General features: G+C 65.3%; 21 protein-coding genes. 17 read left to right on the plus strand and 4 right to left on the minus strand.

Annotated features, from left to right (window positions below):
- Positions 1-73: 73 nt before the first annotated feature.
- The gene (locus tag QX094_RS14225; protein WP_316170982.1) at positions 74-1,297 is read left to right on the plus strand and encodes a citrate synthase family protein; all 1,224 of its coding nucleotides are present in this window, start codon (positions 74-76) and stop codon (positions 1,295-1,297) included.
- A gap of 14 nt (positions 1,298-1,311) precedes the next feature.
- On the opposite strand, the gene QX094_RS14230 is transcribed toward QX094_RS14225, so the two are convergent.
- Entirely contained in the window at positions 1,312-1,968 is a 657-nt protein-coding gene (locus QX094_RS14230) for a DedA family protein (RefSeq protein ID WP_316174478.1), read from the minus strand.
- A gap of 295 nt (positions 1,969-2,263) precedes the next feature.
- Between QX094_RS14230 and cobS the strand changes: the two genes are divergently transcribed.
- The 11 genes from cobS to QX094_RS14285 all read left to right on the plus strand — a co-directional run bounded on the left by cobS (position 2,264) and on the right by QX094_RS14285 (position 15,413).
- On the plus strand, positions 2,264-3,262 hold the full coding sequence (cobS, locus tag QX094_RS14235) for a cobaltochelatase subunit CobS (RefSeq protein ID WP_315715231.1): 999 nt from the start codon (positions 2,264-2,266) through the stop codon (positions 3,260-3,262).
- 144 nt (positions 3,263-3,406) lie between these two features.
- Positions 3,407-5,308 (plus strand): cobaltochelatase subunit CobT, encoded by a 1,902-nt coding sequence (cobT, locus tag QX094_RS14240; protein ID WP_315715232.1) that lies wholly within the window; start codon positions 3,407-3,409, stop codon positions 5,306-5,308.
- A 66-nt stretch (positions 5,309-5,374) separates the two neighbouring features.
- Positions 5,375-6,451, plus strand: coding sequence for an esterase-like activity of phytase family protein (locus tag QX094_RS14245; protein ID WP_315715233.1), 1,077 nt, complete (start codon positions 5,375-5,377; stop codon positions 6,449-6,451).
- A 103-nt stretch (positions 6,452-6,554) separates the two neighbouring features.
- The gene (locus QX094_RS14250; RefSeq protein WP_316174480.1) at positions 6,555-7,667 is read left to right on the plus strand and encodes an NADH:flavin oxidoreductase/NADH oxidase; all 1,113 of its coding nucleotides are present in this window, start codon (positions 6,555-6,557) and stop codon (positions 7,665-7,667) included.
- A gap of 217 nt (positions 7,668-7,884) precedes the next feature.
- Positions 7,885-8,985 (plus strand): LLM class flavin-dependent oxidoreductase, encoded by a 1,101-nt coding sequence (locus QX094_RS14255; protein ID WP_315715235.1) that lies wholly within the window; start codon positions 7,885-7,887, stop codon positions 8,983-8,985.
- Positions 8,986-9,170: 185 nt separating this feature from the next.
- A complete protein-coding gene (locus QX094_RS14260; RefSeq protein ID WP_315715425.1) occupies positions 9,171-9,593 on the plus strand; it encodes a hypothetical protein in 423 nt (140 codons plus the stop codon).
- 322 nt (positions 9,594-9,915) lie between these two features.
- Positions 9,916-11,463: an ABC transporter substrate-binding protein gene (locus tag QX094_RS14265; protein ID WP_315752302.1), complete on the plus strand. Its 1,548-nt coding sequence runs from the start codon at positions 9,916-9,918 to the stop codon at positions 11,461-11,463.
- Between the two features lie 80 nt (positions 11,464-11,543).
- Positions 11,544-12,515 (plus strand): ABC transporter permease, encoded by a 972-nt coding sequence (locus QX094_RS14270; protein ID WP_315735163.1) that lies wholly within the window; start codon positions 11,544-11,546, stop codon positions 12,513-12,515.
- Complete coding sequence (locus QX094_RS14275; RefSeq protein ID WP_316174482.1) at positions 12,512-13,351, plus strand: ABC transporter permease; 840 nt, start codon at positions 12,512-12,514, stop codon at positions 13,349-13,351. The genes QX094_RS14270 and QX094_RS14275 overlap by 4 nt, the downstream gene beginning before the upstream one ends.
- 3 nt (positions 13,352-13,354) lie before the next feature.
- Entirely contained in the window at positions 13,355-14,965 is a 1,611-nt protein-coding gene (locus QX094_RS14280) for an ABC transporter ATP-binding protein (RefSeq protein WP_315715239.1), read from the plus strand.
- A 259-nt stretch (positions 14,966-15,224) separates the two neighbouring features.
- The gene (locus QX094_RS14285) at positions 15,225-15,413 is read left to right on the plus strand and encodes a hypothetical protein (RefSeq protein WP_315715240.1); all 189 of its coding nucleotides are present in this window, start codon (positions 15,225-15,227) and stop codon (positions 15,411-15,413) included.
- 47 nt (positions 15,414-15,460) lie between these two features.
- Here QX094_RS14285 and rpsU read toward each other — a convergent pair whose 3' ends face one another.
- Positions 15,461-15,784, minus strand: coding sequence for a 30S ribosomal protein S21 (rpsU, locus tag QX094_RS14290; RefSeq protein WP_315715241.1), 324 nt, complete (start codon positions 15,782-15,784; stop codon positions 15,461-15,463).
- A gap of 458 nt (positions 15,785-16,242) precedes the next feature.
- On the opposite strand from rpsU, the gene QX094_RS14295 reads away from it, so the two are divergent.
- The 3 genes from QX094_RS14295 (at position 16,243) to QX094_RS14305 (ending at position 17,229) form a co-directional block, all read left to right on the plus strand.
- Entirely contained in the window at positions 16,243-16,449 is a 207-nt protein-coding gene (locus tag QX094_RS14295; RefSeq protein ID WP_315715242.1) for a cold-shock protein, read from the plus strand.
- Positions 16,450-16,585: 136 nt separating this feature from the next.
- Positions 16,586-16,822, plus strand: coding sequence for a transcriptional regulator (locus tag QX094_RS14300; protein ID WP_315715243.1), 237 nt, complete (start codon positions 16,586-16,588; stop codon positions 16,820-16,822).
- Between the two features lie 158 nt (positions 16,823-16,980).
- Positions 16,981-17,229, plus strand: coding sequence for a hypothetical protein (locus QX094_RS14305; protein ID WP_315715244.1), 249 nt, complete (start codon positions 16,981-16,983; stop codon positions 17,227-17,229).
- A gap of 60 nt (positions 17,230-17,289) precedes the next feature.
- On the opposite strand, the gene QX094_RS14310 is transcribed toward QX094_RS14305, so the two are convergent.
- Both QX094_RS14310 and rpmB read right to left on the minus strand, forming a co-directional pair.
- Positions 17,290-18,552: a DUF2235 domain-containing protein gene (locus QX094_RS14310; RefSeq protein ID WP_315715245.1), complete on the minus strand. Its 1,263-nt coding sequence runs from the start codon at positions 18,550-18,552 to the stop codon at positions 17,290-17,292.
- Between the two features lie 343 nt (positions 18,553-18,895).
- The gene (gene rpmB / locus QX094_RS14315) at positions 18,896-19,204 is read right to left on the minus strand and encodes a 50S ribosomal protein L28 (RefSeq protein ID WP_172114511.1); all 309 of its coding nucleotides are present in this window, start codon (positions 19,202-19,204) and stop codon (positions 18,896-18,898) included.
- A gap of 615 nt (positions 19,205-19,819) precedes the next feature.
- Between rpmB and QX094_RS14320 the strand changes: the two genes are divergently transcribed.
- On the plus strand, positions 19,820-20,596 hold the full coding sequence (locus QX094_RS14320; RefSeq protein ID WP_315715426.1) for a DUF3108 domain-containing protein: 777 nt from the start codon (positions 19,820-19,822) through the stop codon (positions 20,594-20,596).
- A 554-nt stretch (positions 20,597-21,150) separates the two neighbouring features.
- The gene (locus QX094_RS14325; protein WP_316166233.1) at positions 21,151-24,717 is read left to right on the plus strand and encodes a helicase-related protein; all 3,567 of its coding nucleotides are present in this window, start codon (positions 21,151-21,153) and stop codon (positions 24,715-24,717) included.
- Positions 24,718-24,726: the final 9 nt, after the last annotated feature.

Raw genomic sequence — 24,726 nt, forward strand, 5'->3', positions numbered from 1 at the left:
TCCTTCGAGAATGATCACGCTGACAAGATCCGCCCAGTCGACAACTTGATCAATCTTGATTAAGCTGATCAATATGAAAAAAGACAGTGGGCTTTACCTATCTGCCCGTGAAGCTTCGGCAGAGCTCGCGATCTCGCCGGCCACCCTCTACGCCTATGTCAGCCGCGGACTGGTCCGCTCCGAGCCGTCTCCGAATTCGCGCAGCAACCGCTATCGCGCCGAGGACATCCGAGCCCTGAAGGAAAGGCGCGCACCGGCCCCCGAGCCGCGCGCCTTCCGCAGCTTCGATGCGGACCTCCCCGTGTTCGATTCCGCCGTGTCGACGATCACCGAAGCCGGTCCGATCTATCGCGGCGTCAATTGCGTCGACTTGGCCGTGCGCGGCACGCTGGAGCATGCTGCGACGCTGCTGTGGGACGTGACCGCGCTCGATCCGTTTGCGCCAGGCAACCTTCCGGCCGTGTCAGAGGAGATGGGTTTCATCGCCGATGCTGCGCGGCGCGCGGCGCCGATCGACCGCGCCATCGCGGTACTGGCGCTGGCGACACATGCTGATCCCGCGGCTTTCAACCGCGCGCCCGACGGTCGGGCGCTGGTCGGCGCGCGCATCGTTCGGCTTGTGGTCGCAACCATGTTGAACCAGCCAGCGTCAGCCGACCCGCTCCATGTTCAGGTCGCGCGGAGTTGGGCGCCCGGACATGAACATGCGCCGGACCTGATCCGCCGAACCCTGGTGCTGCTGGCCGATCATGAGCTGAACGCGTCGACCTTCACCGTCCGCTGTGCGGCGTCGACGGGCCTCAGCCTCTACGATGCCGTCATCGCGGGTCTTGCGGCGCTCAAGGGACCGCAGCACGGCGGCGCCGGCGTGCTGGCGTCGCAACTGGTGAAGGCACTCATCGATCGCGATGTCGCGCCGCTGATCCGCGAGCGGGTGGCGCTCGGCGAGCGTTTCGCCGGTTTCGGCCACGGCGTTTACAAGCACGGCGACCCTCGCGCCATCTCGCTGCTGGAGGCGCTGACGCGCGCCGGTGCGCCGCGCAAATTCACCCGCGAGGTGCCCGAGCGGATCGCGGAAGCGACCGGCGAATTCGTGAACATCGATTACGCGCTGGCCGTGCTGGTTCACAGCCTGCGGCTGCCCCCGGGAAGCGAGCTGGCGCTGTTCGCGATGGCGCGCTGCGTCGGCTGGATCGCCCATGCCTGCGAGCAGCTGCAGTTCGGCCGCCTGATCCGGCCGCGCGCCCGCTACACCGGACCCATCCCGGGGCGCGGCGCTACCCTGGAGACGCTCTAGCGACCGCCGTCCGCCTATTCCGCCGTGCCGGCCGCCAGCTGCGTTTCGCGTCGCTTCCGCACGAGCCACAGCACGAGCCAGACCACGATCGTGCCCGCGACAGTCGCGATGATCCAGGTGGACTTGGCGATATGGCTATGATGCGGAATGCCGCCATAACGGTGCAACAGCTGCACGGCGAATACTCCGGGCAGGACATGGGCGCAGGCCCACAGCACGATGGCAGGGATGTTCACGGCGTAGAAGCGGGGCGGAGGGATGTCGAGCGCGCCGGCCGTGATCGGTACGACGGCGCGGATCGGCGCGATAAAGCGGGCGAAGAAGATCGCCAGGGTGCCGAAACGGTGGAACAGGGCCTCGCTCTGCGCCACCAGGCGCGGATAGTTCGAGAACGGCCAGCTCGTCAAGATCTCGCGCTGCCTGCGATGGCCGACCCAGAACGCCCCGCCGTCCCCCAGCACCGCGCCCAGGATCGCCGTCGCCAGCACCCATTGCAGGGTCAGCTCGCCGCCCGGAATCAATGCGCTCAGCGCCAGGATGATGGTCGTGCCTGGAACCACCGAGCCCACGATCGGGATCGCCTCCAGCAGGGCGGCCAGAAACAGGGTGAGATAAGCCAGTCCCGCATGCGCTGAGACGAAGGCAATGAGGGGATCGAGCAGATGGGCCACGCGGTTCCTGTTGGTACAGAGGGTGGGCGGGGAGCTCCTCGATAAGTAGGAACCCCGGCTCGGGGTGCCACGTCGAGATCCCGAGAAGAGCCGGTGGGCGAAAAGGTGGCACGATTCGCAGGGCAGCCTTTCGAAAACGGCCACTCATGCCTATCTCGATGATATAACGACGGAACTTTGATCAAGGCTTAGGCTTCTGCCCGCGCGTGCTCTCTGCTAGGCTGGCGTCGAAGCCCTTCAACCGCAGCCAAACATGAAATCTGGTTTCGGGAATGCCCGGGACCTCGGAGGATGAATGACGACCGCCGCTACGACCAATGCGCAGGAGATGACCGGTGTGCCCGACATGAAGGTGTCGGTGCGGCAGGTGTTCGGGATCGACAGCGACCTTGAGGTGCCGGCCTTTTCCGCAAGCGACCCGCATGTTCCCGAAGTCGACGCCGACTACCGCTTCGACCGCGCCACCACCCTTGCGATCCTGGCTGGCTTCGCCAAGAACCGCCGCGTGATGGTGACTGGTTACCATGGGACGGGCAAGTCGACTCATATCGAGCAGGTCGCGGCGCGACTCAACTGGCCCTGCGTGCGCGTCAACCTCGACAGCCATATCAGCCGCATCGACCTCGTCGGCAAGGACGCGATCGTGGTGAAGGACGGCAAGCAGGTCACCGAATTTCGCGACGGCATCCTGCCCTGGGCGCTGCAGCACAACGTCGCACTGGTGTTCGACGAATATGATGCCGGCCGCCCCGACGTGATGTTCGTGATCCAGCGCGTGCTCGAAGTGTCGGGCCGCCTGACCCTGCTCGACCAGAACAAGGTCATCAAGCCGCACCCGGCGTTCCGTCTGTTCGCGACCGCCAACACCATCGGGCTCGGCGACACTTCGGGCCTCTATCACGGCACCCAGCAGATCAACCAGGGCCAGATGGACCGCTGGTCGATCGTCACCACGCTCAACTACCTCGCCCATGACGAGGAGGTCGAGATCGTGCTGGCCAAGGCCAAGCACTATCAGAACCCCCAGGGCCGCGACACCGTCAACAAGATGGTGCGGCTCGCCGACCTCACGCGCAACGCCTTCGCGAATGGCGATCTGTCGACGGTGATGAGCCCGCGCACGGTGATCACCTGGGCCGAGAACGCCGAGATCTTCAGTGACATCGGCTTCGCCTTCCGTGTGACGTTCCTCAACAAGTGCGACGAGCTCGAGCGTCCGCTGGTCGCGGAATTCTATCAGCGCTGCTTCAATGCGGAGCTGCCGGAATCCTCCATCAACGTGGCGCTGAGCTGACACACCGGCGTCGTTCTGGCCTCGGGCCGGGACCCATACGCCGCGGCCTCTCTCGTCGGGTGATGCGGGAGAGCGAGTGCGAACAAACGAACGCCGGTGGTTATCGGGCCTGGCGTTCGCCGGGACGATAGCCGCAGGAATCAGATGACCACACCGAGCAACAAGCCCCGTCCTGGCGTCAAGGAAGCACCGACCGAACCTTTCAAGAGGTCGGTCACGGGGTGCCTGCGCGCGATCGCCAGGGCGCCTGAGCTCGAAGTCTCCTTCGCGGCCGAGCGTCCCGGCCTCGCGCCGGGCAAGGCCCGGCTGCCGGAGCCGGCGCGCAAGATGACCAAGCGCGACGCCGCCGTCGTGCGCGGCCATGCCGACTCGATCGCGCTGAAGCTCGCCTGCCATGATCCGAAGATCCATCGCAAGCTGATCCCGGGCAATCCGCAGGCGCGTGGCGTGTTCGAGGCGGTCGAGCAGGCGCGTGTCGAGGCGATCGGTGCAAAACGCATGGCCGGCGTCGCCAAGAATCTCACGGCGATGCTCGATGACCACTTCCATCGCGGCAAGTATGACGAGATCACCGACCGCGCCGACGCACCGCTGTCGGATGCGCTGGCGATGCTGGTGCGCGAGCGGCTGACCGGCATGGCGCCGCCGAACGCGGCGCGCAAGGTGGTCGATCTCTGGCGTCCGTTCCTCGAGGACAGGATCGGCCAGCGCCTCGATGAGCTCGGCCGTTTCACCGAGGACCAGGCCAAGTTCGGCGACCTGGTTCACGATCTGCTCTCGGCGCTGGATCTCGGCGACGAGCGCAACGCGGATTCGGAAGAGGACGAGGACAACGACGACAATCGCGACGGCGACAATGAGCAGTCCGGCGCCGAGGGCTCGCCGGATTCCGACGCTGCCCAGGAGATGAGCGCCGACCAGGCGCAGACGACGTCGGACGAGATGTCGGAGAGCGCGATGGAGGCGGCCCAGGCCTCGGCGTCTGACACGCTCGACGACGGCGAACTCGGCGACGACGAGACGCCGGGCGAGGCGACGCGTCCGAACCGCGGCGGCGCCAACGAGCCGCGCGGCCCCGAATATCACGCCTTCGCGCCGAAATTCGACGAGGTCATTGCCGCGGAAGACCTGTGCGACCATGACGAGCTGGAGCGGTTGCGCTCCTATCTCGACAAGCAGCTCGCGCATCTGCAGGGCATCGTGGCGCGGCTCGCCAACCGGCTGCAGCGCCGGCTGATGGCGCAGCAGAACCGCGCCTGGGAGTTCGATCTCGAGGAGGGCATCCTCGATCCGGCGCGGCTGTCGCGCGTCGTCATCGACCCCTATCAGCCGTTGTCGTTCATGCGTGAGAAGGAAGCGACTTTCCGCGACACCGTGGTGACGCTGCTGCTCGACAATTCCGGCTCGATGCGTGGGCGGCCGATCACGGTGGCCGCGACCTGCGCCGACATTCTCGCGCGCACGCTGGAGCGCTGCGGCGTCAAGGTCGAGATCCTCGGATTCACGACGCGGGCGTGGAAGGGCGGACAGTCGCGCGAGGCGTGGCTTGCCGCCGGCAAGCCGGCCAATCCCGGCCGCCTCAACGACCTCCGCCACATCATCTACAAATCGGCCGATGCGCCGTGGCGGCGGGCGCGCAAGAATCTCGGTCTGATGATGCGCGAGGGGTTGTTGAAAGAGAACATCGACGGCGAGGCGCTCGACTGGGCGCACAAGCGCCTGCTCGGGCGTGCCGAGCAGCGCAAGATCCTGATGATGATCTCGGACGGTGCGCCGGTCGATGACTCCACGCTGTCGGTCAATCCCGGTAACTATCTCGAGCGGCATCTGCGCCACATCATCGAGGAGATCGAGACTCGCTCGCCGGTCGAGCTGATCGCGATCGGCATCGGCCACGACGTCACGCGCTACTACCGTCGCGCGGTGACCATCGTCGATGCCGAGGAGCTCGGTGGCGCCATCACCGAGAAGCTCGCCGAATTGTTCACGGAGACCCACGCGGCGCCGCAGCCTGCGCCGGGGCAAAAGCGCAGGCTGCATTCGTAAGCGGCCGTCGGCCGGCTGCGTCCCTCCTCCGGCTCGGAGGAGGTGGGGGAGGGGGCTCCGCTAACGATGTCGCTGCAGGCGATTGCCGACCGCAGGCGCTTTCTTGCGCTGACCATCGGCGGAGTGTCGGCATTCGCATGGTCCAGGACGGCTGTTGCGCAGCTTGCGCCGGCGCCGGTTCGCAGACGCGTCACCATTGACGAGCACTCCGTCACATCGGCGGTCAAGATCGAGGTCAACGCGCGACCGCTGCCCTCGTTCGACCTCCGCGATCGGACGCATCTGCGCTTCGGGATGCTGCAATATCGCAGCGGCGTGGCGCTGACCTCGTCCTTTCCCGGCTTTGGCGGCCTGTCCGGCATCCGGCTCGATGCCAAGGGTGAACGCTTCCTCGCGGTCAGCGACAAGGGCGGCTGGTTCACTGGCCGCATTGCCTATTCCGGCCGCGAGATCGCGGGGCTCGCCGATGTCGAAGCGGCGCCGCTGCTTGGTCTGGACGGACGTCCCATCACCGATCGCGGTTGGTATGATTCCGAGTCGCTCGCGCGCGATGGAGACATCGTCTATGTCGGCCTCGAACGCGTCAACCAGCTCTTGCGCTACGACTTCGCCAAGGGTGGAACCGGCGCGCGCGGCGAGATCGTGCCGCTGCCGCCGGCCGCCAAGCGGCTACCCCACAACAAGGGACTGGAGGCGTTGGTGGTCGTGCCGAAGGGCCTGCCGCTCGCCGGCACCCTGATCGCGCTCTCCGAGCGCGGTCTGGACCCGAACGGCAATCTGCTGGCCTTCCTGATCGGCGGACCGGCCGCGGGACAGTTCAGCATCGTTCGCAGCAACGACTTCGATGTCAGCGATGCCGTGCTGCTGCCGTCGGGCGATCTTCTGGTACTCGAACGCAAGTTCTCGCTGTTCAACGGGGTCGGCATTCGAATCCGCCGGCTGACGCTGGCGCAGATTGCGCCGGGCGCGCTGGTCGATGGTCCGGCGATCTTCTCCGCCGATCTCGGCCAGGAGATCGACAATCTCGAGGGCATCGATGCGCATGTGACGCCGGAGGGCGAGACCGTGCTGACGCTGGTGTCCGACGACAACTTCTCGATGATCCAGCGCACGCTCCTGCTGCAGTTCACGCTGATGGAGTGAGCTGCGACACCGCTGCGGCGGCTCGCGTTGACCGCGGCTCGTCCATGATCGACACTCGCGGCCATCAGATCATCGCGTCAACGGTCACAGCCTGGAACTCAGCATGAGCGCCCTGTTCACTCCGATCAAGCTGCGCAGTCTCGAACTCGCCAACCGCATCATGGTGTCGCCGATGTGCCAGTACTCGGCCGATAATGGCGCGGCCAATGACTGGCACTTCACCCACATCAACACGCTGGCGCTGTCGGGCGCGGCGATGTTCTGCATCGAGGCGACGCATGTCGAGCCGATCGGGCGCATCACTCCCGGCTGTCTCGGGTTGTGGGACGATGTGACGGAAGCTGCGCTGAAGCCGATCCTGGCCTCGGTTCGCAAACATTCGAAGGCTGCGGTTGCGATGCAGCTCGCCCATGCCGGCCGCAAGGGCTCCAGCCACAAGCCGTGGGATGGCGGACAGCAGATTCCGCTCGCGGACGGCGGATGGCAGACGGTCGCGCCGTCGGCCTTGCCGCACAAGGAGGGCGAGCTCGCGCCGGAGGCGCTCGATCTCGCGGGCCTGGCCCGCATTCGCGATGCGTTCGTTTCCGCATCGCAGCGGGCGGCGCGGCTCGGCATCGACGCGATCGAGCTCCACGGCGCGCATGGCTATCTGTTGCATCAGTTTCTGTCGCCGATCGCCAACCAGCGCACCGACAGCTATGGCGGGTCTCTGGAGAATCGCATGCGCTTTCCGCTCGAAGTTTACGATGCGGTGCGCGCCGTCTTCCCTGCGGACAAGCCGGTCGGCATGCGCGTCTCGGCCACCGACTGGGTCGACGGCGGCTGGGATCTCGATCAGACCATCATATTTGCGCAAGCGCTGAAGCACCGCGGCGCCGATTGGATCGACGTCTCCTCGGGCGGCGTGTCGCCGTTGCAGAAGATCACGCTCGGACCCGGCTATCAGGTACCGTTCGCCGCGGCCGTGAAACAGGCGACGGGGCTTCCCACCATTGCGGTCGGTCTCATCACGCAGGCGCAGCAGGCCGAGGAGATCGTGGCCTCGGGCAAGGCCGACATGGTCGCGCTGGCCCGCGGCATGCTCTATGACCCGCGCTGGGGCTGGCACGCGGCAGCGGAGCTCGGCGGACAAGTCGCCGCACCTCCGCAATATTGGCGTTCGCAGCCGTCGACGCAGAAGGAGCTGTTCGGCAAGACGACGTTCGGCGCACGCTGACGTGCAATTGATGACCGCAATGTTGCGCATCAGCGTTGCAAAATTCTGCGGTCATCATTCCGCCCGCGACACGGCTGACGATTGTCGCTGTCCGACGAAGTGCTAGACTTCGCAGACCACGTGCGGCGATGCCGACTCGTCTGGTCGTGTTTCGTCTCGCGTGACGATGAGCGCATCACGAAGATGCGCCGCAATACAAACGCGAGAGGAAAGCGCCATGGAAATCGGATATTTCACGATGCCCTCGCATCCGCCGGAGTGCGGATTGAAGGAGGGGCAGGAATGGGATCTGCAGGTCCTGCGGTGGCTCGACGAGCTCGGCTATCAGGAAGCCTGGATCGGCGAGCATCACACCGCGCCCTGGGAGCCGCACCCGGCACCCGACCTGATTCTGGCGCAGGCCTTCCGTGAAACCAAGAACATCCGGCTCGGGCCCGGCGGCTTCCTGCTGCCCTATCATCACCCGGCCGAGCTCGCCAATCGCGTCGCGATGCTCGATCACCTCTCCGACGGCCGGCTCAATTTCGGCATTGCCGCATCCGGCCTGCCGAGCGACTGGGCGATGTTCAACGTCGACGGCATGAGCGGCCAGAACCGCGAGATGACGCGCGAGGCGCTGGAGATCATCCTGAAGATGTGGTCCGAGGACGCGCCATGGACGTACAAGGGCAAGTACTGGACGGTGACCAAGCCCGACGTGATGTTCGACTTCCTCAAGCCGCACATCAAGCCGGTGCAGGCGCCGCATCCGCCGATCGGCGTCGCCGGCCTGTCGAAGAACTCCGATACGCTGAAGCTCGCCGGTGAGCGTGGCTTCATCCCGATGAGCCTCAACCTCAACCCCGCCTATGTGTCGTCGCACTGGGACTCCGTCGAGGCCGGCGCCGCGAAGTCCGGTCGCAAGCCCAGCCGCAGCGATTGGCGGCTGGTGCGCGAGGTGTTCGTCGCCGATACGGACGAGGAAGCCTGGCGTTTGTCCTCCGGCGACATGATGGGACGGATGATGGGCGAGTACTTCCTGCCCCTGCTCGGTCATTTCGGCTTCAAGGACTATCTGAAGCACTCACCCGACGTGCCCGATTCCGACGTGACGGTGGACTATTGCGCCAGGCGCAACTGGATCGTCGGCTCGCCGGCGACGGTGACCGAGAAGATCGAGAAGATCTGGCATGAGGTCGGCGGCTTCGGCACGCTGTGCGTGTTCGGCTTCGACTACAAGCACAGGCCGGAAGCCTGGCACAACTCGCTGCGCCTGTTGAAGCAGGAGGTGATGCCGAGATTGAGCCACCTCAATGCCGGCCTCACCAAGGCCGCCTAGTCTCTCTTGGCGCCAGCATTCACCCTCCCTTTCGGGCAATGCTGGCGTCAAAAGAAATGTAGCTAAAATTTTCGCGCGAGTGCAGCTTCAGATTTGACGTTTGGGTGACGGTCTCGCCGTTAGGACGGATCCAGGCGTCGAATCCGCCGCATGCGTGTGGCGGGTCTGACATTTGGGGGCAGGTCATGCGGTTTCGCGTCAGGAAGTTTGCCCATATCCTCGAACGCTCGGGTCTGGCTCTGGCGGGCGCCGCCTGCGGCGTCTTCGTCGGGGCCCATGTCGGCTCCAGCGTTCCGTTGCTGACCACACAGGGCTTCCTGATCGTGATGATGCTGTCTGGGGCACTGGGCTTCTATCTCGGCATCGACACGCCGCAACTGCCTTTTCATCCTCATGAGGAGAACTCGCCGGAGGCGAAGATCGATACGGCCGAATTTCTGAGCGCCTTCGGGACCTTCCTCGCAACCCTCACGGCGTTCTTCGCCGTTGCCATCATCATCCTGCGCGAAGATCCGCACATCGTCTGGACGTCGCTGATCATGGTCGGCTGGATCATCGGCGTGATCATGCAGATCGTTTCCGGCGCGATCGCCCGTCTGCGGCGCTGATTTTCCCTGTTCAATTTTTGGGCTAACGCTGTCGCGAGTTTCATCTTGCGGCGGCGATTATGATCGTGTGAGCCTTTGCATCAGGGGCTCGACCTGTGATGCCGCGTCGTTCGTGGACGCATTGCGCGACCGACACAGGTCCTGGCGGCGTTTCCAAAGCGTTGCCCGCGGTCGTATTGGAGCCGTTCTACAGCGCTGCGCGCGGACGATCCAACAGTCCATGCGCCCAGAGCAGGCATCACATCAGAAGCTGCATGGCGATATCGCGCACCTTGGCGCGCTTGATGCATCGCGGCCGGCAATGACATTTGGGAAGTTCATCATGTTGAAACGGGTGCTGCTGGGTGTGGTCATTGGCTGCGGACTGTCCGCGGCGCAAGCGGAGGAGCCGAAGATCGGCGGCGTGGTCAACGCGGTGATCCAGCCCGAGCCGCCCGGCCTGATGCTGGCGATGGTCCAGAACGGCCCGACGCAGATGGTGTCCGGCAACATCTTCGAAGGCCTGCTGCGCTACAGTCCCAAGCTGGAGCCGCTGCCCGGCCTCGCCGAGAGCTGGACCATCAGCCCGGATGCCAAGGTCTACACCTTCAAGCTCAAGAAGGGCGTGACCTGGCACGACGGCAAGCCGTTCACGTCGGCCGACGTGCTGTTCTCGATCGACATGCTGAAGCAAACGCATGCGCGCGCTCGCAACAACCTCGCGATTGTCGAGAAGGTCGAGGCGCCGGATGATCTCACGGTGGTGTTCACGCTGAAGGAGCCGTTCGGTCCCTTCATCGGCATCTTCGAGGTCGGCTCGATGCCGATGGTGCCGAAGCACCTGTATGAAGGCACCGACTACAAGACCAATCCGAACAACAACGCGCCTGTTGGCACCGGCCCCTTCATGTTCAAGGAATGGCAGAAGGGATCCTTCATCCGGATGGTGAAAAATCCGAACTACCACGAGAAGGGCAAGCCCTATCTCGACGAGGTCTACTGGCAGATCATTCCCGACGCCGCCGCGCGCGCGGTTGCCTTCGAGACCGGCAAGGTCGACGTGCTGCCGGGCGGCTCGATCGAGAACTTCGACGTGCCGCGCGTCTCCAAGCTGCCGGGCGTCTGCGTCACCGGGGCCGGCTGGGAGTTCTTCTCGCCGCTGTCGTGGATGTGGCTCAACAACCGCAATCCGATCCTGGCCAACAAGAGTGTGCGCCAGGCGATCATGTATGCCATCGATCGCGACTTCGCCAAGGACGTGATCTGGAACGGCCTCGGCAAGGTCGCAACCGGACCTTCGGCATCGACCATCAAGTACTATTCCGACGACGTGCCGAAATATTCGTACGACCCGGCCAAGGCCAAGGCGCTGCTCAAGGAGGCCGGCTACAAGGGCGAAAAGATTCGCATGCTGCCGCTCGCCTATGGCGAGACCTGGCAGCGCTGGGGCGAGGCGGTGAAGCAGAACCTTCAAGACGTCGGCATGAATATCGAGACGATTGCGACCGACGTGCCCGGGGGCAACCAGAAGATCATGGAGTGGGACTACGACATCGCCTTCACCTATCTGTATCAGTACGGCGATCCCGCGCTCGGCGTGTCCCGCAACTACATCACCTCGGCGATCGCCAAGGGCCAGCTCTTCAACAATGTCGAGGGCTACTCGAACCCGGAGGTCGACAAGCTGTTCGCGGAGGGCGCCACGGCGCCGACCGACGCCAAACGCAAGGAGGCCTATGACAAGGTGCAGAAGATATTGGCTGAGGACGTGCCGGTGGCCTGGCTGCTCGAGCTCCAGTTCCCGACCATCACCAAGTGCAAGGTGAAGAACCTGATCACCACCGGCATCGGCGTCAACGACGGCTTCCGAGACGCTTGGCTCGACAAATAGTGGTGCACTCCGGGGCACGGCCATGATCCCCGCGCTCCGGTGTTTCGCTGTCCTGCCGAGCTGACCTTCACGGACCTTTCATGCTCTCCTTCATCGCCCAGCGCGTCGTGAAAGGCGTCATCGTCCTTCTCGCCATCATCGTGCTGAATTTCTTCCTGATCCGGCTGGCGCCGGGCGATCCGGCCGTGGTCATGGCCGGCGAGGCCGGTGCCTCGGACCAGATCTTCGTGGCGCAGTTGCGCGAAAAATTCGGCCTCGACCGTCCGCTGCCGGAGCAGCTCCTCATCTACGTCAAGGGTATCGCCAGCCTGGATCTCGGCTTCTCGTTCCGCCAGCAGGCGCCGGTCGCCAGGCTGATCGCCGAGCGATTGCCGGCGACCCTGCTGCTGACGCTCACGGCGTTCGCGATCTCGCTCGGACTCGGCATCCTGTTCGGCGCGCTCGCCGCGCGCTTCGCCGGCACGATCCTCGATACTGCAATTACCGTGCTCGCGTTGATCTTCTACGCAACGCCGCTGTTCTGGATCGCGCTGATCGCGATCCTGCTGTTCTCGGTCTGGGTCGATTGGTTGCCGAGCTTCGGCTATGAAACGGTCGGTGCCGGCTATACGGGAGTCCGCCACGCGCTCGACGTCGCCGCACATCTCGCGATGCCGGCTGCGACGCTCGGCCTGTTCTTCATGGCGACCTACACCCGCATGACCCGCGCTTCGATGCTCGAGGTCAAGCGGCTCGACTTCGTCAAGACCGCGCGCGCCAAGGGCCTGCGTGACGGCGTCATCCTGCGCCGCCACGTGCTACGCAACGCGCTGCTGCCGGTGGTGACGCTCGCCGGCGTCCACGCCGGAACGCTGGTCGGCGGCGCGGTATTGACCGAGACCGTGTTCGCGTGGCCCGGCATCGGCCGGCTGATGTATGACGCGCTGATCCAGCGCGACTACAATCTCCTGCTCGGCGTGTTCGTGGTCTCCTCCGCGATGGTGCTGATCTTCAACCTCGTCACCGACCTCGTCTATCGCCTGGTCGATCCGCGCATCGAGTACGCGTCATGAGGCAGTTCTGGCGAACCATGCTGCGCAGCCCGAGCGGCATCATCGGGCTGATCATTCTCGCCCTGGCGATCGCCGTCGCGGTGGCCGGCCCGTTCTACTTTCCCAACTCGCCGTGGCGCATGGTGCAGCGGCCGTTCGTTCCGCCGTTCACGCTGTCGAAGGTCCCGCTTGGCACCGATGCGCTGGGACGCGACGTGCTCGCCGGCCTGATCTTCGGCGCGCGCGTCTCGCTGCTGGTCGGCCTCGTCTCGACATTGGTGGCGTTGATCGTCGGCGTGCCGCTCGGCGCCATCGCCGGCTATTTCGGCGGCCGGGTCGATGACGCGCTGATGCGCTTCACCGAGTTCTTCCAGACCATCCCGAGCTTTGCGCTCGCGATCGTGCTGGTCGCGATCCTGCAGCCGTCGATCTATTCGATCGTCGCCGCGATCGGCCTCGTCAGCTGGCCGCCGGTGGCGCGCCTGGTCCGCGGCGAGGTGCTGAGCCTGCGGACCCGCGAATATGTCCAGGCTGCGGTCGTCACCGGCCAGAGCAATGCCTGGATCATCTGGCGCGAGATCCTGCCCAACGCGCTGTCGCCTGTCATCGTGCTGGCCTCGCTGATGGTCGCGACCGCGATCCTCCTGGAGTCCTCGCTGTCGTTCCTCGGCCTCGGCGATCCCAACCTGATCTCCTGGGGCTATATGGTCGGCGCCGGCCGCACCGTCATTCGTCAGGCGTGGTGGATCACCGTGTTTCCCGGCGTCGCGATCCTGTTGTCGGTGCTTGGCCTCAATTTGATCGGCGAGGGCCTGAACGATGCGCTCAACCCGCGCCTGTCGCGCGAGGGCAGGTGAGCCGTGGCTGATCCCGTCGTTGCCATCCGCAACCTCCGTATCGCTTTGCCGCCGGGCGCCGAGCGCGCCCACGCCGTCGACGGCGTCTCCTTCGATCTTACCGCGGGCAGGATCGTCTGCGTGGTCGGCGAATCCGGCTCGGGCAAGTCGATGTGCGCGCATGCGCTGCTCGGGCTGCTGCCCGATACGGTGAAAGTGGAGAGCGGCGAGATGCGCTTCGAGGGGCGCGACCTGCTTGCCGTCGATGAGGACGGCTGGCGCGATCTGCGCGGCCGCCGCATCGCGATGGTGTTCCAGGAGCCGATGACCGCGCTCAATCCCTTGATGCGGATCGGCGAGCAACTGATGGAGGTGTTCGAGGCGCATGATCTGCTGAGCCCCCGCGAGCGCCGCGACAAGGCGCTGGCGCTGGCGCGCGAGGTCGGCCTGCCCGATCCCGAACGGATCATCCGCGCCTATCCTCATCAGCTCTCCGGCGGCCAGCGCCAGCGTGCGATGATCGCGATGGCGCTGGCGCTCGAGCCTGCGGTGCTCGTCGCGGACGAGCCAACCACCGCGCTCGACGTGACGACGCAGGCGCAGATCCTCAAGCTGATCCGCAACCTGCAGGCCAGCCACAACATGGCGGTGATGTTCATCACCCATGATTTCGGCGTCGTCGCCGACATCGCCGACCAGGTCGTCGTTCTGCGCCATGGCAAGGTGGTGGAGGAGGGTACGGCCGCCGCCGTGCTCTGCCGGCCGCAGCACGACTACACCAAGGCGCTGCTCGCCGCCGTGCCGTCGTTCGACCCGCCGCCGCGGCAGTCACGCGAGGCTGCGCCTCGGGCGGTGGAGGTGATCGGCCTCGACAAGACCTATGTGACGCCGACCGGCTGGTTCCGCCCGAAGCGCGAGACGCGCGCCGCGCATGCGGTCAATTTCGCGATCCACCAGGGCGAGACGCTCGGACTCGTCGGCGAGTCCGGCTCGGGGAAGTCATCCGTTGCGCGTCTGGTGATGCGGCTGATCGAGGCCGATCGCGGCACGGTGCGGATCGGCGATGTCGATCTCACGGCGCTGGAGGGTCGCGCCTTGCGCGCGCAGCGTCACCGCATCCAGATGATTTTCCAGGATCCGTTCGCCTCGCTCAACCCGCGCCGCAAGGTCGGCCGCATCATTGCCGACGGCATGGTCGCGCGCGGCACGCCGCTCGACGCGGCGCTGAAGCGCGCCCAGGATCTGCTCGGCATGGTCGGGCTCGACGCCGGCGCCATCGGCCGCTATCCGCACGAATTCTCCGGCGGCCAGCGTCAGCGCATCGGCATTGCGCGCGCGCTCGCGCTGGATCCGGAGATCATCGTCGCGGACGAAGCAGTGTCGGCGCTCGATGTGTCAGTCCAGGCGCAGGTGTTGCGGCTCCTGGAAGATTTGAAGGCGCGCCTTGGTCTGTCGATGCTGTTCATCACGCATGACCTGCGGGTGGCCGCGCAGATCTGCGATCGGATCGCCGTCATGCAAAAGGGCGAGATCGTCGAGCTGAAGCCGACCGCGGCGCTGTTCGCCAATCCCGAACACGCCTATACGCGCGAGCTGCTCGCTGCCGTTCCCGGCCGCAAGCACGGTACGGCGTGATTTGCGTAAGCCGGCCGCCGGTCGGAACCATGGAGCATCGTGCCGGGTCGGGTTCAAATGCTTGCAACATCTTCGGCGTATTTGGATTATAATAAGACTGGACCCCGATGGGGCCGCAGGGTGGTCGCCCGAGCTGGTACGCGCCAAGACAGCGGGCTCGTGCTCCCTCTACCCGCGGCCTTCATTGAACCGTGCCGTGCTGCGCCAGTCTCGACAGGATGTCGCAGCGGCGTTCACCATCCCAACGAGGACTCTCATCATGTCGGAGCGCAAGCCAACGGCCGCCGTGCGCGAGGCTCAAAAAGCCTTCAAGCCGGCCGAGCCGACGAGAAGCGATTATGAAAAGGCGCAGAGCGCCTTCGATCAGAACCGCGAGCGACTGAAGGCCGAGCGATTGGCGCGTGAAGCGGCTGACGGCGCCGGCAAACAGCCGAAGAAGCTGGCGTGAACCGCCAGCCTCTTCCCGTCGATTTCGGCGGGCATGCCGTCGCTTGCTCAGCTGCGCGGGGGCGTAGCGGTAAGCTGGTCCCGCGGCCGTTCACGATCGGTGTGCGTCGAGGTCGTTGAGGGGAGCGCGCCCGGCCGCGCTGCGGGTACCTTCTTGACCGGCGCCGGCAGCAACCCTTCGCGGATGGCCTGCTTGCGCGCGACTTTGCGATGGCGCCTGATCGCATCGGATTTCTCGCGCGTCTTGCGCTCCGATGGCTTCTCATAGGATCTGCGGCGCTTCATCTCGCGGAATACGCCTTCGCGCTGCATCTTCCGCTTCAGGATGCGCAACGCCTTCTCGACGTCGTTGTCACGAACAAGAACCTGCAAAAGTGTCCTCCTTGTCTTCATCTCTATCGATGAAATTCGGTTGGCAAAGCCGAGCGGCGCTGCGGCGGGGCGAACGGCGCGCTCAGCAGAGCGGCGTCAATGAAACGTGTTGCTCACAATGTTATGAGTCACGATACGTGCGAGACACGGTGATCCCCTTCGTCGGAAGGCGGGAGCACGAGTGTCTCTCAGCCATCGATGGCCATGCCGTTACCGATGGTGCTGTGAAGATAGGGGCAATCTGCTGATATTGCCAGCGCGAGCCGACTCAACGGTTCCGGCCCTCGGCAAACTATATTTGCCGCGCGGCCTTGTAATCCCCGAGAAAATCTCTACCTTGAGGTAGTTCGATTAGCCGCTGTGCCTTTCTGAATGTGCCTGTGGGCTATTTCCAAAAGTCATCGCTCAGTTGAATGAGATCGCGTGATGGTCGCGCGGTGAATGATTTGGAGATAGACATGCAGGGTACGGTCAAGTGGTTCAATGGCCAGAAGGGCTTTGGTTTCATTCAGCCGCAGGATGGCGGGAACGACGTGTTCGTTCACATCAGCGCTGTTGAACGCGCTGGTCTCGCCGGTCTGGCTGAAGGCCAGAAAGTCAGTTTTGAGGTCAAGACGGACAAGATGCGCGGTAAAACCAGCGCAGAAAATCTCGCGCTGGTCTGATCGCACTGATCTGACGTCTCTGACGTCTTGGGCCATTTCACGGATGTACTGAAATGGCCGGTTTGCCCGCTCGATCCTGTATTGAGCGGGCTTTCTGCGTCTCGACGGTAACCCGCGTTTCCGGAAGGATCAGTCGATGGCCACCAAGAAGATGTCAGAACGCTCCCCCGAAAGCATTGCGCGGTCGGAGCGCCAGCGCGTCGCCGCCGAGGACGGGGCGAAGGCGCGCGCCGAATGGGATCAGCGCGCGACCGCGGTCCGCAAGAACATGGAGCGGCTGCGCGTGTTGCGGCTCGCCAAGGAAGCGGAAGCTGCGCAAGCGGGTTCTGACGCGGCGCCTGCGCCGAAGCGGCGGAAGAAGGTCGCTCGCTAGGGCGGTTTCGTCTCGCCTTCCGACGTCGGCTGCCCGGTGGAACTATCGGAACTTCAGATCCGTTGCCGGTGCTCGAACAGACGGGCGATCCATGCCTGATCATTACGTCTCAACCGCGTCCCGCGTACAGACCCGACCTTCGTACCGAGGAGGCTGACGTGGCCAAGTCGACAGCTACAGACGTTCGCATCGCCAAGGACGAGACGCAGCGTGGAGGCCAGACGATCGCATTCGCGCTCGCAATCGGCGCCACGCGGCAGGTCTGTCATCTCGAGACCTGCTTTTGCACCCGCAACCAGGCGTTCGCCTATCTGCAGCGAAACCGCACGGCGTTCGAGCAGATGGCGCGCGAGCAGTTCGCCCGTGGCGAGGTGACCGACGGCGTCATCCATCTGCGCATGATCTGAGGCGATCCGCCACACGCGGGCCTCTGAAGACGCTGCCCGACGCGCAACGCGCCGTTGCTGCTACTCCGCCTTCTGTTTGACCGGAAGCGGGACGCGCTCATAGGACGCGGGCAGATTGACGGGCCGGTAGTCCTGCGATTCCGCGATCCGCATCAGCACGCTCTCGTGGATGAACGCGCCCTCGGGAATGAAGCGCGGCTCGCAATTCGGAACGTACAATCCGAAATGCGCCTTGCGCTCCGGCCACTCCTTGTACGTCGCGCTCTTCGGCAGCCATTCCAGCAGCCGCCAGGCCGGCGTCATCGAATCGTGCAGGGGGCCCTGGACGCTCGGCGCCACATAGGAGAACGGACTGTTCTTGCGCTGCACGCCCCAGGCGAGCTGATTCACCGTGCGCGGATTGACCGTCAGCCCGGCCTCGACCGCCTCGTCGATCATCCACAGCAGCGGATATTTCGAAGCCGCCGACCGCACCTCGGGATAGCCGCCGCCGACGTCGGAATGCACGCCGGCGAACCACACCTGTTTGGCGTCCTGCGGTCGCGCCTGCGCCTTGTTGAAGCGGTTCGGCGTGAAGGTCTGCGGCATCCCCCACGGCTTCAGCCGGAACATGCAGCGGCGCTCGTCGATCGCCGCAGCCTGACGGAAGATCTTCACGCTCGGGTTCTCGATCGTGAAGGCGAGCTCCTCGAGGCTCGGCAGCGCAAACAGCCGGTCGGTGCGCGGCACGATCACGCTCGCCACCGTGTCCCACACGCCGACGAAATGGATCGTCGGCCAGCGCGTCGAGGTGATCCGCGCGAACTGCGCGGCCTGGTCGGCGCGGCTCTCCGGGATCGGCCCGTCCTCCTCGGTGCTCTCGAGCTCCTTGGTGATGCCGCGCCCGGCCTTCGGATTGTCGGAGGAGTACTTCTTGTAGGCAATCACGCCTGGGCCGACGAGATTGATCTGACCCGGCGAGATCAGCCCGATCTTGTGGATCAGCCCGGCCAGCACGCGCACGGTGTAGGCGCCCCGCGAGAAGCCGAACAGGAAGATGCGATCGCCGTCCTGGTACTGCGTGGCCAGGAAAGAGTAGGCGTTGATGACGTTGTCGTCGAGGCCGTAGCCCGTCGCGAGCCCCAGCACCATGTTGAAATTGGCCTTGAAGCGATGCCAGCTGTCGGGCTGCGTCAACGTGCCGACGCCGGGATCGTAGAACACGACCTGATGCGGTGTCGTCTTGTCGGTCTTGCGCAGGCACCGATAAAGCTTGAGCACGTTCGAGATGTTCTCGCTGATCTCGTTGCCGGTGCCGTCGCAGCAGATGACAATATTCTTCATGGCAAAGGAATGTCCGCAATAATGCTACCGCAACGAGTGTAGAGCATCCGGCTGGTGTTGGGGAGGTCGGTTCCCTATGGCACTTCGTCTGGGTCGCTGTTGCGCGCGGCGCGGCGGACATCGCGAAGTGACTGCGGGGCGCCGTTGTACGAACGGATGGTCACCCGACCAGTCCTGCCGCCCCACGCCTGCTGCCCGTGTCCAGAGTTGTCAGTTGGTCACGGCATCCGCAAGCAAAACGGCCGGATCTCTCGACCCGGCCGTTTCGACATCTCGTTCAGCTTGAAGCCGCGCCCGTGACGCGTCCGGCTTCTGCATCAATCCTGAATTTCGGCGCGCTCTCTCAGCTCGCCTTGGCGACCGGGGCAGCGTCCGCCGCCTTCTTCTCGATGGCGCGCTTCAGCTCCAGCGCGCGCGGCGACAGGGTCGCGGCGTTGGCCTTGAGCAGATAGGCATCGAGGCCGCCATTGTGGTCGACGCTCTTGAGCGCGTTGGTGGAGACGCGCAGGCGCACGTTGCGGCCGAGTGCATCCGAGATGAAGGTCACGTTGCACAGGTTCGGCAGGAAGCGCCGCTTGGTCTTGATGTTGGAGTGGCTGACCTTGTGGCCAACCTGGGGACCCTTGGCCGTCAGTTCACAGCGCCGCGACATGGCAATAAATCCTCTCTCATCCCCGCACCCTTCGTCCGCCTGTGTCGGCGGGCCGCGGGGGTCCAAAACTCGTCCAGCTCGTCTCTGGGAGATGCGGTCGTATAGGGGGGATGCGGCTTTTCGTCAAGGTTTTGAAGGCCGCAGCGAATAGAGGGAGCCGGGCCGGCGAACCCGAAGGGCGCGACCCGTGCATCCTCCTGGTCGGGCCGAAATCGCCAACCAGCAGAAAAGCAGGCGTATAATCAATAGTATAGCCGATAGTTTAGACCATATAAAGGGCGCATTCGGACGTGATGGATGGATATCCCGCGAACAGTCCGAAATGCCGGAATGGCGGCATGCTGGCGCGGTCGGAGGTTCGCGGCTCGGTTCCGGCAGAGCTGCGGATGACGGTCTGAGTGCTGTTCAGCTGCAAAGCGCTGGACAAACCGCCATTGTCGGACGGTTCGCGTTGTTTGAAGGCGTTTTTGGCTTAAGTAGCAAGGACGGCGCGTCGGATCGGTCCGGCGCTCAGGCAGGCGGATCGGTAGGATCATTCGTCACGTGACCATCATCTCGGTTCCCTCATTTCTCTCCTGTCGCCTGGCCGCGGCCGGGGCAGCGCTCTGCCTATTGTTGCCGGCGCAAAACGCCCAGGCGCAGGCTCGGTTGGACGCTCAATACGAGGCTTCCCTGGCTGGCATCCCCGTCGGCAAGGGCACCTGGGCGGTCGAGATCGGGGATGATCAGTATGGTGCCGCGGCTCAGGGCGGCACCGCCGGCCTGCTCAAGAGCTTCTCGCAAGGATCAGGCACCGGCTCGGTGCAGGGGCGCGTCGTCAACGGCGCCCTGGTCGGCCAGAGCTACCAGGCCTCGACCACGACGGGAAAGAAATCCGAGCAGATCCGCATCAATCTGCAGAACGGTACTGTGAAGGACTTCGCCATCGAGCCGGCGCCTCCGGTCGATCCCGACCGCATTCCGGTGACGGATGCCCACAAGCGTGGCGTGCTCGATCCGATGACGGCCTCTCTGGTGCGCGTGCCGGGCAACGGCGAGCTGCTGTCGCCGGACTCGTGCCGCGGCGCTGCGCCCGTGTTCGACGGCCGCATGCGCTACGAGCTCAAGCTCGACTACAAGCGCATGGAGAACGTCAAGGCAGACAAGGGTTATCGTGGCCCGGCCCTGGTCTGCGCGATCTACTTCACGCCAGTCGCGGGCTACATCCCGGACCGGCCGGTCATCAAATATCTGGCTCAGGCCCGCAACATGGAGATCTTCTTCGTGCCGATCGCCGGCACCCGTGTGCTGGTGCCGTTCAAGATGGTGATCCCGACCCCGCTGGGGACCGCGATGCTGGAAGCGACGTCGTTCATCACCCAGGCGGCGCCGCACGTCGCCAAGACCCAGTAGTGCGTCGTTTCGCTGCTCCTCCACATCGGAATCTCGTCGTTGCGGCACAGCCCCGTCAGCGGCCGTGGCGTGAAGGCCTGACGGCATGCCGTCCGCTATCGCTTGAATCCGATGGAGATTCGGGGTTCGCGCTGCATGATCTCCGGACTGACGGGCTCATGAGCTCCGATTTGTCGGGACCCCCTATGGATACTGTCTGCTGCGCGTGAATCCGTTTGACTCTTCCCTGATTCTGATTCGACTCGGGACGCGCTGAACGCGCGCCAGTTCCATCGCGAAAGCGTTGCTTGTGGAGCCCGCGAAAACTTGATCTAGTGCTGGCTTGATGGCAGAGCGCGAGATGTTGCGGTGAACGAAGCCGGAAAGCCGACGGAGTCAGCGATTCCTTCGCGATTCGTTCTCAAGGCGTTCCGAAGCTTAAGCTGCGTCACTATATGCGTCACAATGTGAGACAGGGGTCAGCATCGCAGCCTCTCCAGACACACGATTATTCCGCATCCGTCGCGCGTGAACGGCGCGCTTCCAACGCCGGCTTCGAGACCCACATTTAACGAATGGCTTTTTCGTCCTCTTCGGCTGCCTCGCCTTTCGAGCGCACGTCCGACCGCGCTCCCGGAAGCGGCGTCACCGCCGTGCTCGGCCCCACCAACACCGGCAAGACGCATCTGGCGATCGAGCGCATGCTCGCGCATTCCTCCGGCATCATCGGACTGCCGCTGCGGCTGCTCGCGCGTGAGGTCTACAACAAGATCGCCGATCGCGTCGGCAGCGAGGCCGTCGCGCTGATCACCGGCGAGGAGAAGATCAAGCCGAAAAATCCGCGCTACTGGGTGTCGACCGTCGAAGCGATGCCCAGGGATCTCGACGTGTCGTTCCTGGCCGTCGACGAGATCCAGATCGCGTCCGATCTGGAGCGCGGCCACGTCTTCACCGACCGCATCCTCAATCGCCGCGGTCGCGACGAGACGCTGCTGCTGGGTGCTGCGACGATGCGTCCCATCATCGAGCGCCTGCTGCCGGGCGCGTCGATGGTGACACGGCCACGATTGTCGCAACTCGAATTCGCCGGTGATCGCAAGATCACGCGACAGCCGCGCCGGACCGCCATCGTGGCGTTCTCGGCCGACGAGGTCTACGCCATCGCCGAGCTGATCCGCCGCCAGCATGGCGGCGCCGCTGTCGTGCTGGGATCGCTGTCGCCGCGAACCCGCAACGCGCAGGTGGCGATGTTCCAGAACGGCGACGTCGACTATCTCGTCGCCACCGATGCGGTCGGCATGGGGCTCAACCTCGACGTCGATCACGTTGCCTTCGCGTCCGACCGCAAATATGACGGCTATCAGTTCCGCCGGCTCACGCCGTCGGAATTTGCCCAGATCGCCGGCCGTGCCGGACGCGCGACGCGCAATGGCACGTTCGGCACCACCGGACGTTGTGCGCCATTCGAGCCCGAGCTGGTCAATGCGCTTCAGAACCATGCCTTCGATACCGTGAAGGTGCTGCAATGGCGCAACTCCCGGCTTGATTTCGCGTCCTTGAGCGCGCTTCAGGTCTCCCTGGCGGTCGCGCCGGCGCATGAGGCGCTGACGCGCGCGCCGATTGCGGAGGATCTGCGCGTGCTCGATCATGCCGCGCGCGATGCCGAGGTGCGCGACATGGCTCACGGCGCGGCCGCGGTCGAGCGTCTGTGGGAAACCTGCCAGATTCCCGACTATCGCAGGCTGGCGCCGGCCGCCCATGCGGAGCTGGTGACCACCGTGTTCGGCTTCCTGATGCAGAAGGGGCGTATTCCGGACGCCTGGTACGCGGCCCAGGTCGATCAGGCCGACCGCGTCGATGGCGACATCGATACGCTGTCGGGGCGGATTGCACAGATCCGTACCTGGACCTTCGTGGCCAACCGGCCCGACTGGCTGCGCGACCCTGATTATTGGCAGGGGATTACCCGCGAACTCGAAAATAAATTGTCAGACGCCCTTCATGAACGGCTCACGGAGCGTTTCGTTGATCGTCGTACCAGTGTATTGATGCGGCGCCTGCGGGAGAACAGTGTTTTGAATACGGAAATCGGCAAGACCGGCGAAGTGATCGTTGAAGGGCACGCGATCGGCCGCCTGGATGGATTCACCTTCGCGCCCGACGCCGCCGAAGCCGGCTCGGAGGCCAAGGCCTTGCAGGCTGCTGCCCAGAAGGCGCTGGCCGGCGAGATCGAGGCGCGCGCCGAGAAGCTGTCCAGCGCGCCCGACGAGCACATCGTGCTCACCGCCGACGGCACGGTGCGCTGGACCGGCGACGCGGTCGCCAAGCTGGTCGCGGCCGACGACGCGCTGCATCCGCGCCTGCGCATCATCGCCGACGAGCGGCTGACCGGTGCTGCGCGCGACAAGGTCCAGGCGCGGCTCGATCTGTGGCTGAAGACGCATATCGAGAAGCTGCTCGGCCCGCTGTTCGAGTTGTCCAAGGCCGAGGACATCACCGGCATCGGCCGCGGCATCGCGTTCCAGCTGGTGGAGGCTCTCGGCGTCATCGAGCGCGCCAAGATCGCCGCCGAGATGAAGGATCTGGACCAGCCGTCGCGCGCCACCTTGCGCAAGTATGGCGTCCGCTTCGGTGCCTACCACATCTACGTCCCGGCGCTGCTCAAGCCCGCCGCGCGCGCGCTCGCTGCGCTGCTGTGGGCCGAGAAGCAGGGCAATGTCGACATGTCCGCGCTGACCGGCGCGCAGCATCTGGCGAGCTCGGGCCGGACCTCGTTCCCGGTCGACAAGGCGCTGCCGCGCGATGCCTATCGCGTGCTCGGCTACAAGCAGGCGGGCGAGCGCGCCGTGCGCGTCGACATCCTGGAGCGGCTGGCCGACCTAATTCGTCCCGCCCTGGCCTGGCGCGACAATGCACCGGGCGAAAAGCCGGCCGGCGCCTTCGACGGCCGCGGCTTCGTGGTGACGCAGGCGATGACCTCGCTCACCGGCTCGGCCGGCGAGGACTTCGCCTCGATCCTGCGCGCGCTCGGCTATCGCATGGAGAAGCGCCCGCCGCTGCCGCCCAAGCCGATTGAGAAGCCCGTCGAGGCTGCTGCCGCCGCGGGAGCCGCTGCGGAAGCCGCTCCGGCTGAGCCGGCAGATGCGCAGGCCATGCCGGGCGAGGACCTCGCAGTTGTCGCCGGCGAGCCGGCCGACGAGCAGGTTCCCACCGTCGCGGAGGCCGCAGTCGCTCCGGTGACCGAGCAGGCCGTCGCCGTGCCCGCGGTGGTCGGTGAGGAGCAGGCGGAAACCGCGTCGGTGTCGGCCCTGGCATCGCTGCCGACTGTCGATTTCGTCACGCCGGATGTGGCGGACGAGGCGTCCGTGGCCGAGACGGCTGCCGAAAGCGTCGTCGCCGAGGCGGAAACCGCCGTCGCTGCGGATGCGCCGCGGCCCGAAGCCGCTGAGGCCGTCGCGAACGAGGCAACGAGCATCGGCGACGCTTCGGCTGAAGCCGCCGCGGCGGAAACTGCTGCTGGATCGACCGCTACCGAGGCTTCTCCCGCCGAGGCCGCGCCTGCTGCCGAGCCCGTCCTGGTCGAGGTCTGGCGGCCGGGCGGGCGCTCGGAGGAGCGCCGGCCGCGTCACGACCATCATCATCGCGGCCGGCCCAACCGTCCGCAGCATGAGCGCGGGCAGGCTGCCGGCGGCGGCCAGGCACCGGCCGGGACCGCTCCGGCCGAGGGCGGCGAGGCGCGCGAGCGCCATCACCGCGGCCATGGCCGGCGCGACCGGATGAAGGAGTTCGGCAAGGACTTCCGCAAGGGCCCGCCGGAGGCTGGTGCGGCTCCACCAGCCGAGGGCGCATCGACACCGGCGCGCGAGGATCGCGGGCCGCGCCGCGATCATGATGCCAAGGGGCGCGACCAGAACCGGGATCGCAACAAGGGTGGCAAGTTCGGCGGTGACCGCGAGGGGCGCGGCGGCCGCGACTTCGGCAAGGGGGGGCGCGACAAGCGCGACAGCGGCCCGGCGCTGCGGCCCTACGCATCGAGCAGCGGCGGCGGCCGGGATCGCGACCGTCCGGTCGATCCCAATTCGCCGTTCGCCAAGCTCGCCGCGCTCAAGGAGCAACTCGCGGGGAACAACCGCAAGGACTGAGCGGCAAGA

It is taken from the genome of Bradyrhizobium sp. SZCCHNS1050, assembly GCF_032484785.1.
GTDB lineage: Bacteria > Pseudomonadota > Alphaproteobacteria > Rhizobiales > Xanthobacteraceae > Bradyrhizobium.

Coding starts and splice junctions, on each gene's coding strand:
- QX094_RS14225 (WP_316170982.1), top strand. CDS start 74: ATGAAAAAAGACAGTGGGCTTTACCTATCTGCCCGTGAAGCTTCGGCA.
- QX094_RS14310 (WP_315715245.1), bottom strand. CDS start 18,552: ATGAAGAATATTGTCATCTGCTGCGACGGCACCGGCAACGAGATCAGC.
- QX094_RS14285 (WP_315715240.1), top strand. CDS start 15,225: ATGTCGGAGCGCAAGCCAACGGCCGCCGTGCGCGAGGCTCAAAAAGCC.
- QX094_RS14325 (WP_316166233.1), top strand. CDS start 21,151: ATGGCTTTTTCGTCCTCTTCGGCTGCCTCGCCTTTCGAGCGCACGTCC.
- QX094_RS14265 (WP_315752302.1), top strand. CDS start 9,916: ATGTTGAAACGGGTGCTGCTGGGTGTGGTCATTGGCTGCGGACTGTCC.
- QX094_RS14260 (WP_315715425.1), top strand. CDS start 9,171: ATGCGGTTTCGCGTCAGGAAGTTTGCCCATATCCTCGAACGCTCGGGT.
- QX094_RS14255 (WP_315715235.1), top strand. CDS start 7,885: ATGGAAATCGGATATTTCACGATGCCCTCGCATCCGCCGGAGTGCGGA.
- QX094_RS14245 (WP_315715233.1), top strand. CDS start 5,375: ATGTCGCTGCAGGCGATTGCCGACCGCAGGCGCTTTCTTGCGCTGACC.
- QX094_RS14270 (WP_315735163.1), top strand. CDS start 11,544: ATGCTCTCCTTCATCGCCCAGCGCGTCGTGAAAGGCGTCATCGTCCTT.
- QX094_RS14275 (WP_316174482.1), top strand. CDS start 12,512: ATGAGGCAGTTCTGGCGAACCATGCTGCGCAGCCCGAGCGGCATCATC.
- QX094_RS14295 (WP_315715242.1), top strand. CDS start 16,243: ATGCAGGGTACGGTCAAGTGGTTCAATGGCCAGAAGGGCTTTGGTTTC.
- cobS (WP_315715231.1), top strand. CDS start 2,264: ATGACGACCGCCGCTACGACCAATGCGCAGGAGATGACCGGTGTGCCC.
- rpmB (WP_172114511.1), bottom strand. CDS start 19,204: ATGTCGCGGCGCTGTGAACTGACGGCCAAGGGTCCCCAGGTTGGCCAC.
- cobT (WP_315715232.1), top strand. CDS start 3,407: ATGACCACACCGAGCAACAAGCCCCGTCCTGGCGTCAAGGAAGCACCG.
- QX094_RS14250 (WP_316174480.1), top strand. CDS start 6,555: ATGAGCGCCCTGTTCACTCCGATCAAGCTGCGCAGTCTCGAACTCGCC.
- QX094_RS14300 (WP_315715243.1), top strand. CDS start 16,586: ATGGCCACCAAGAAGATGTCAGAACGCTCCCCCGAAAGCATTGCGCGG.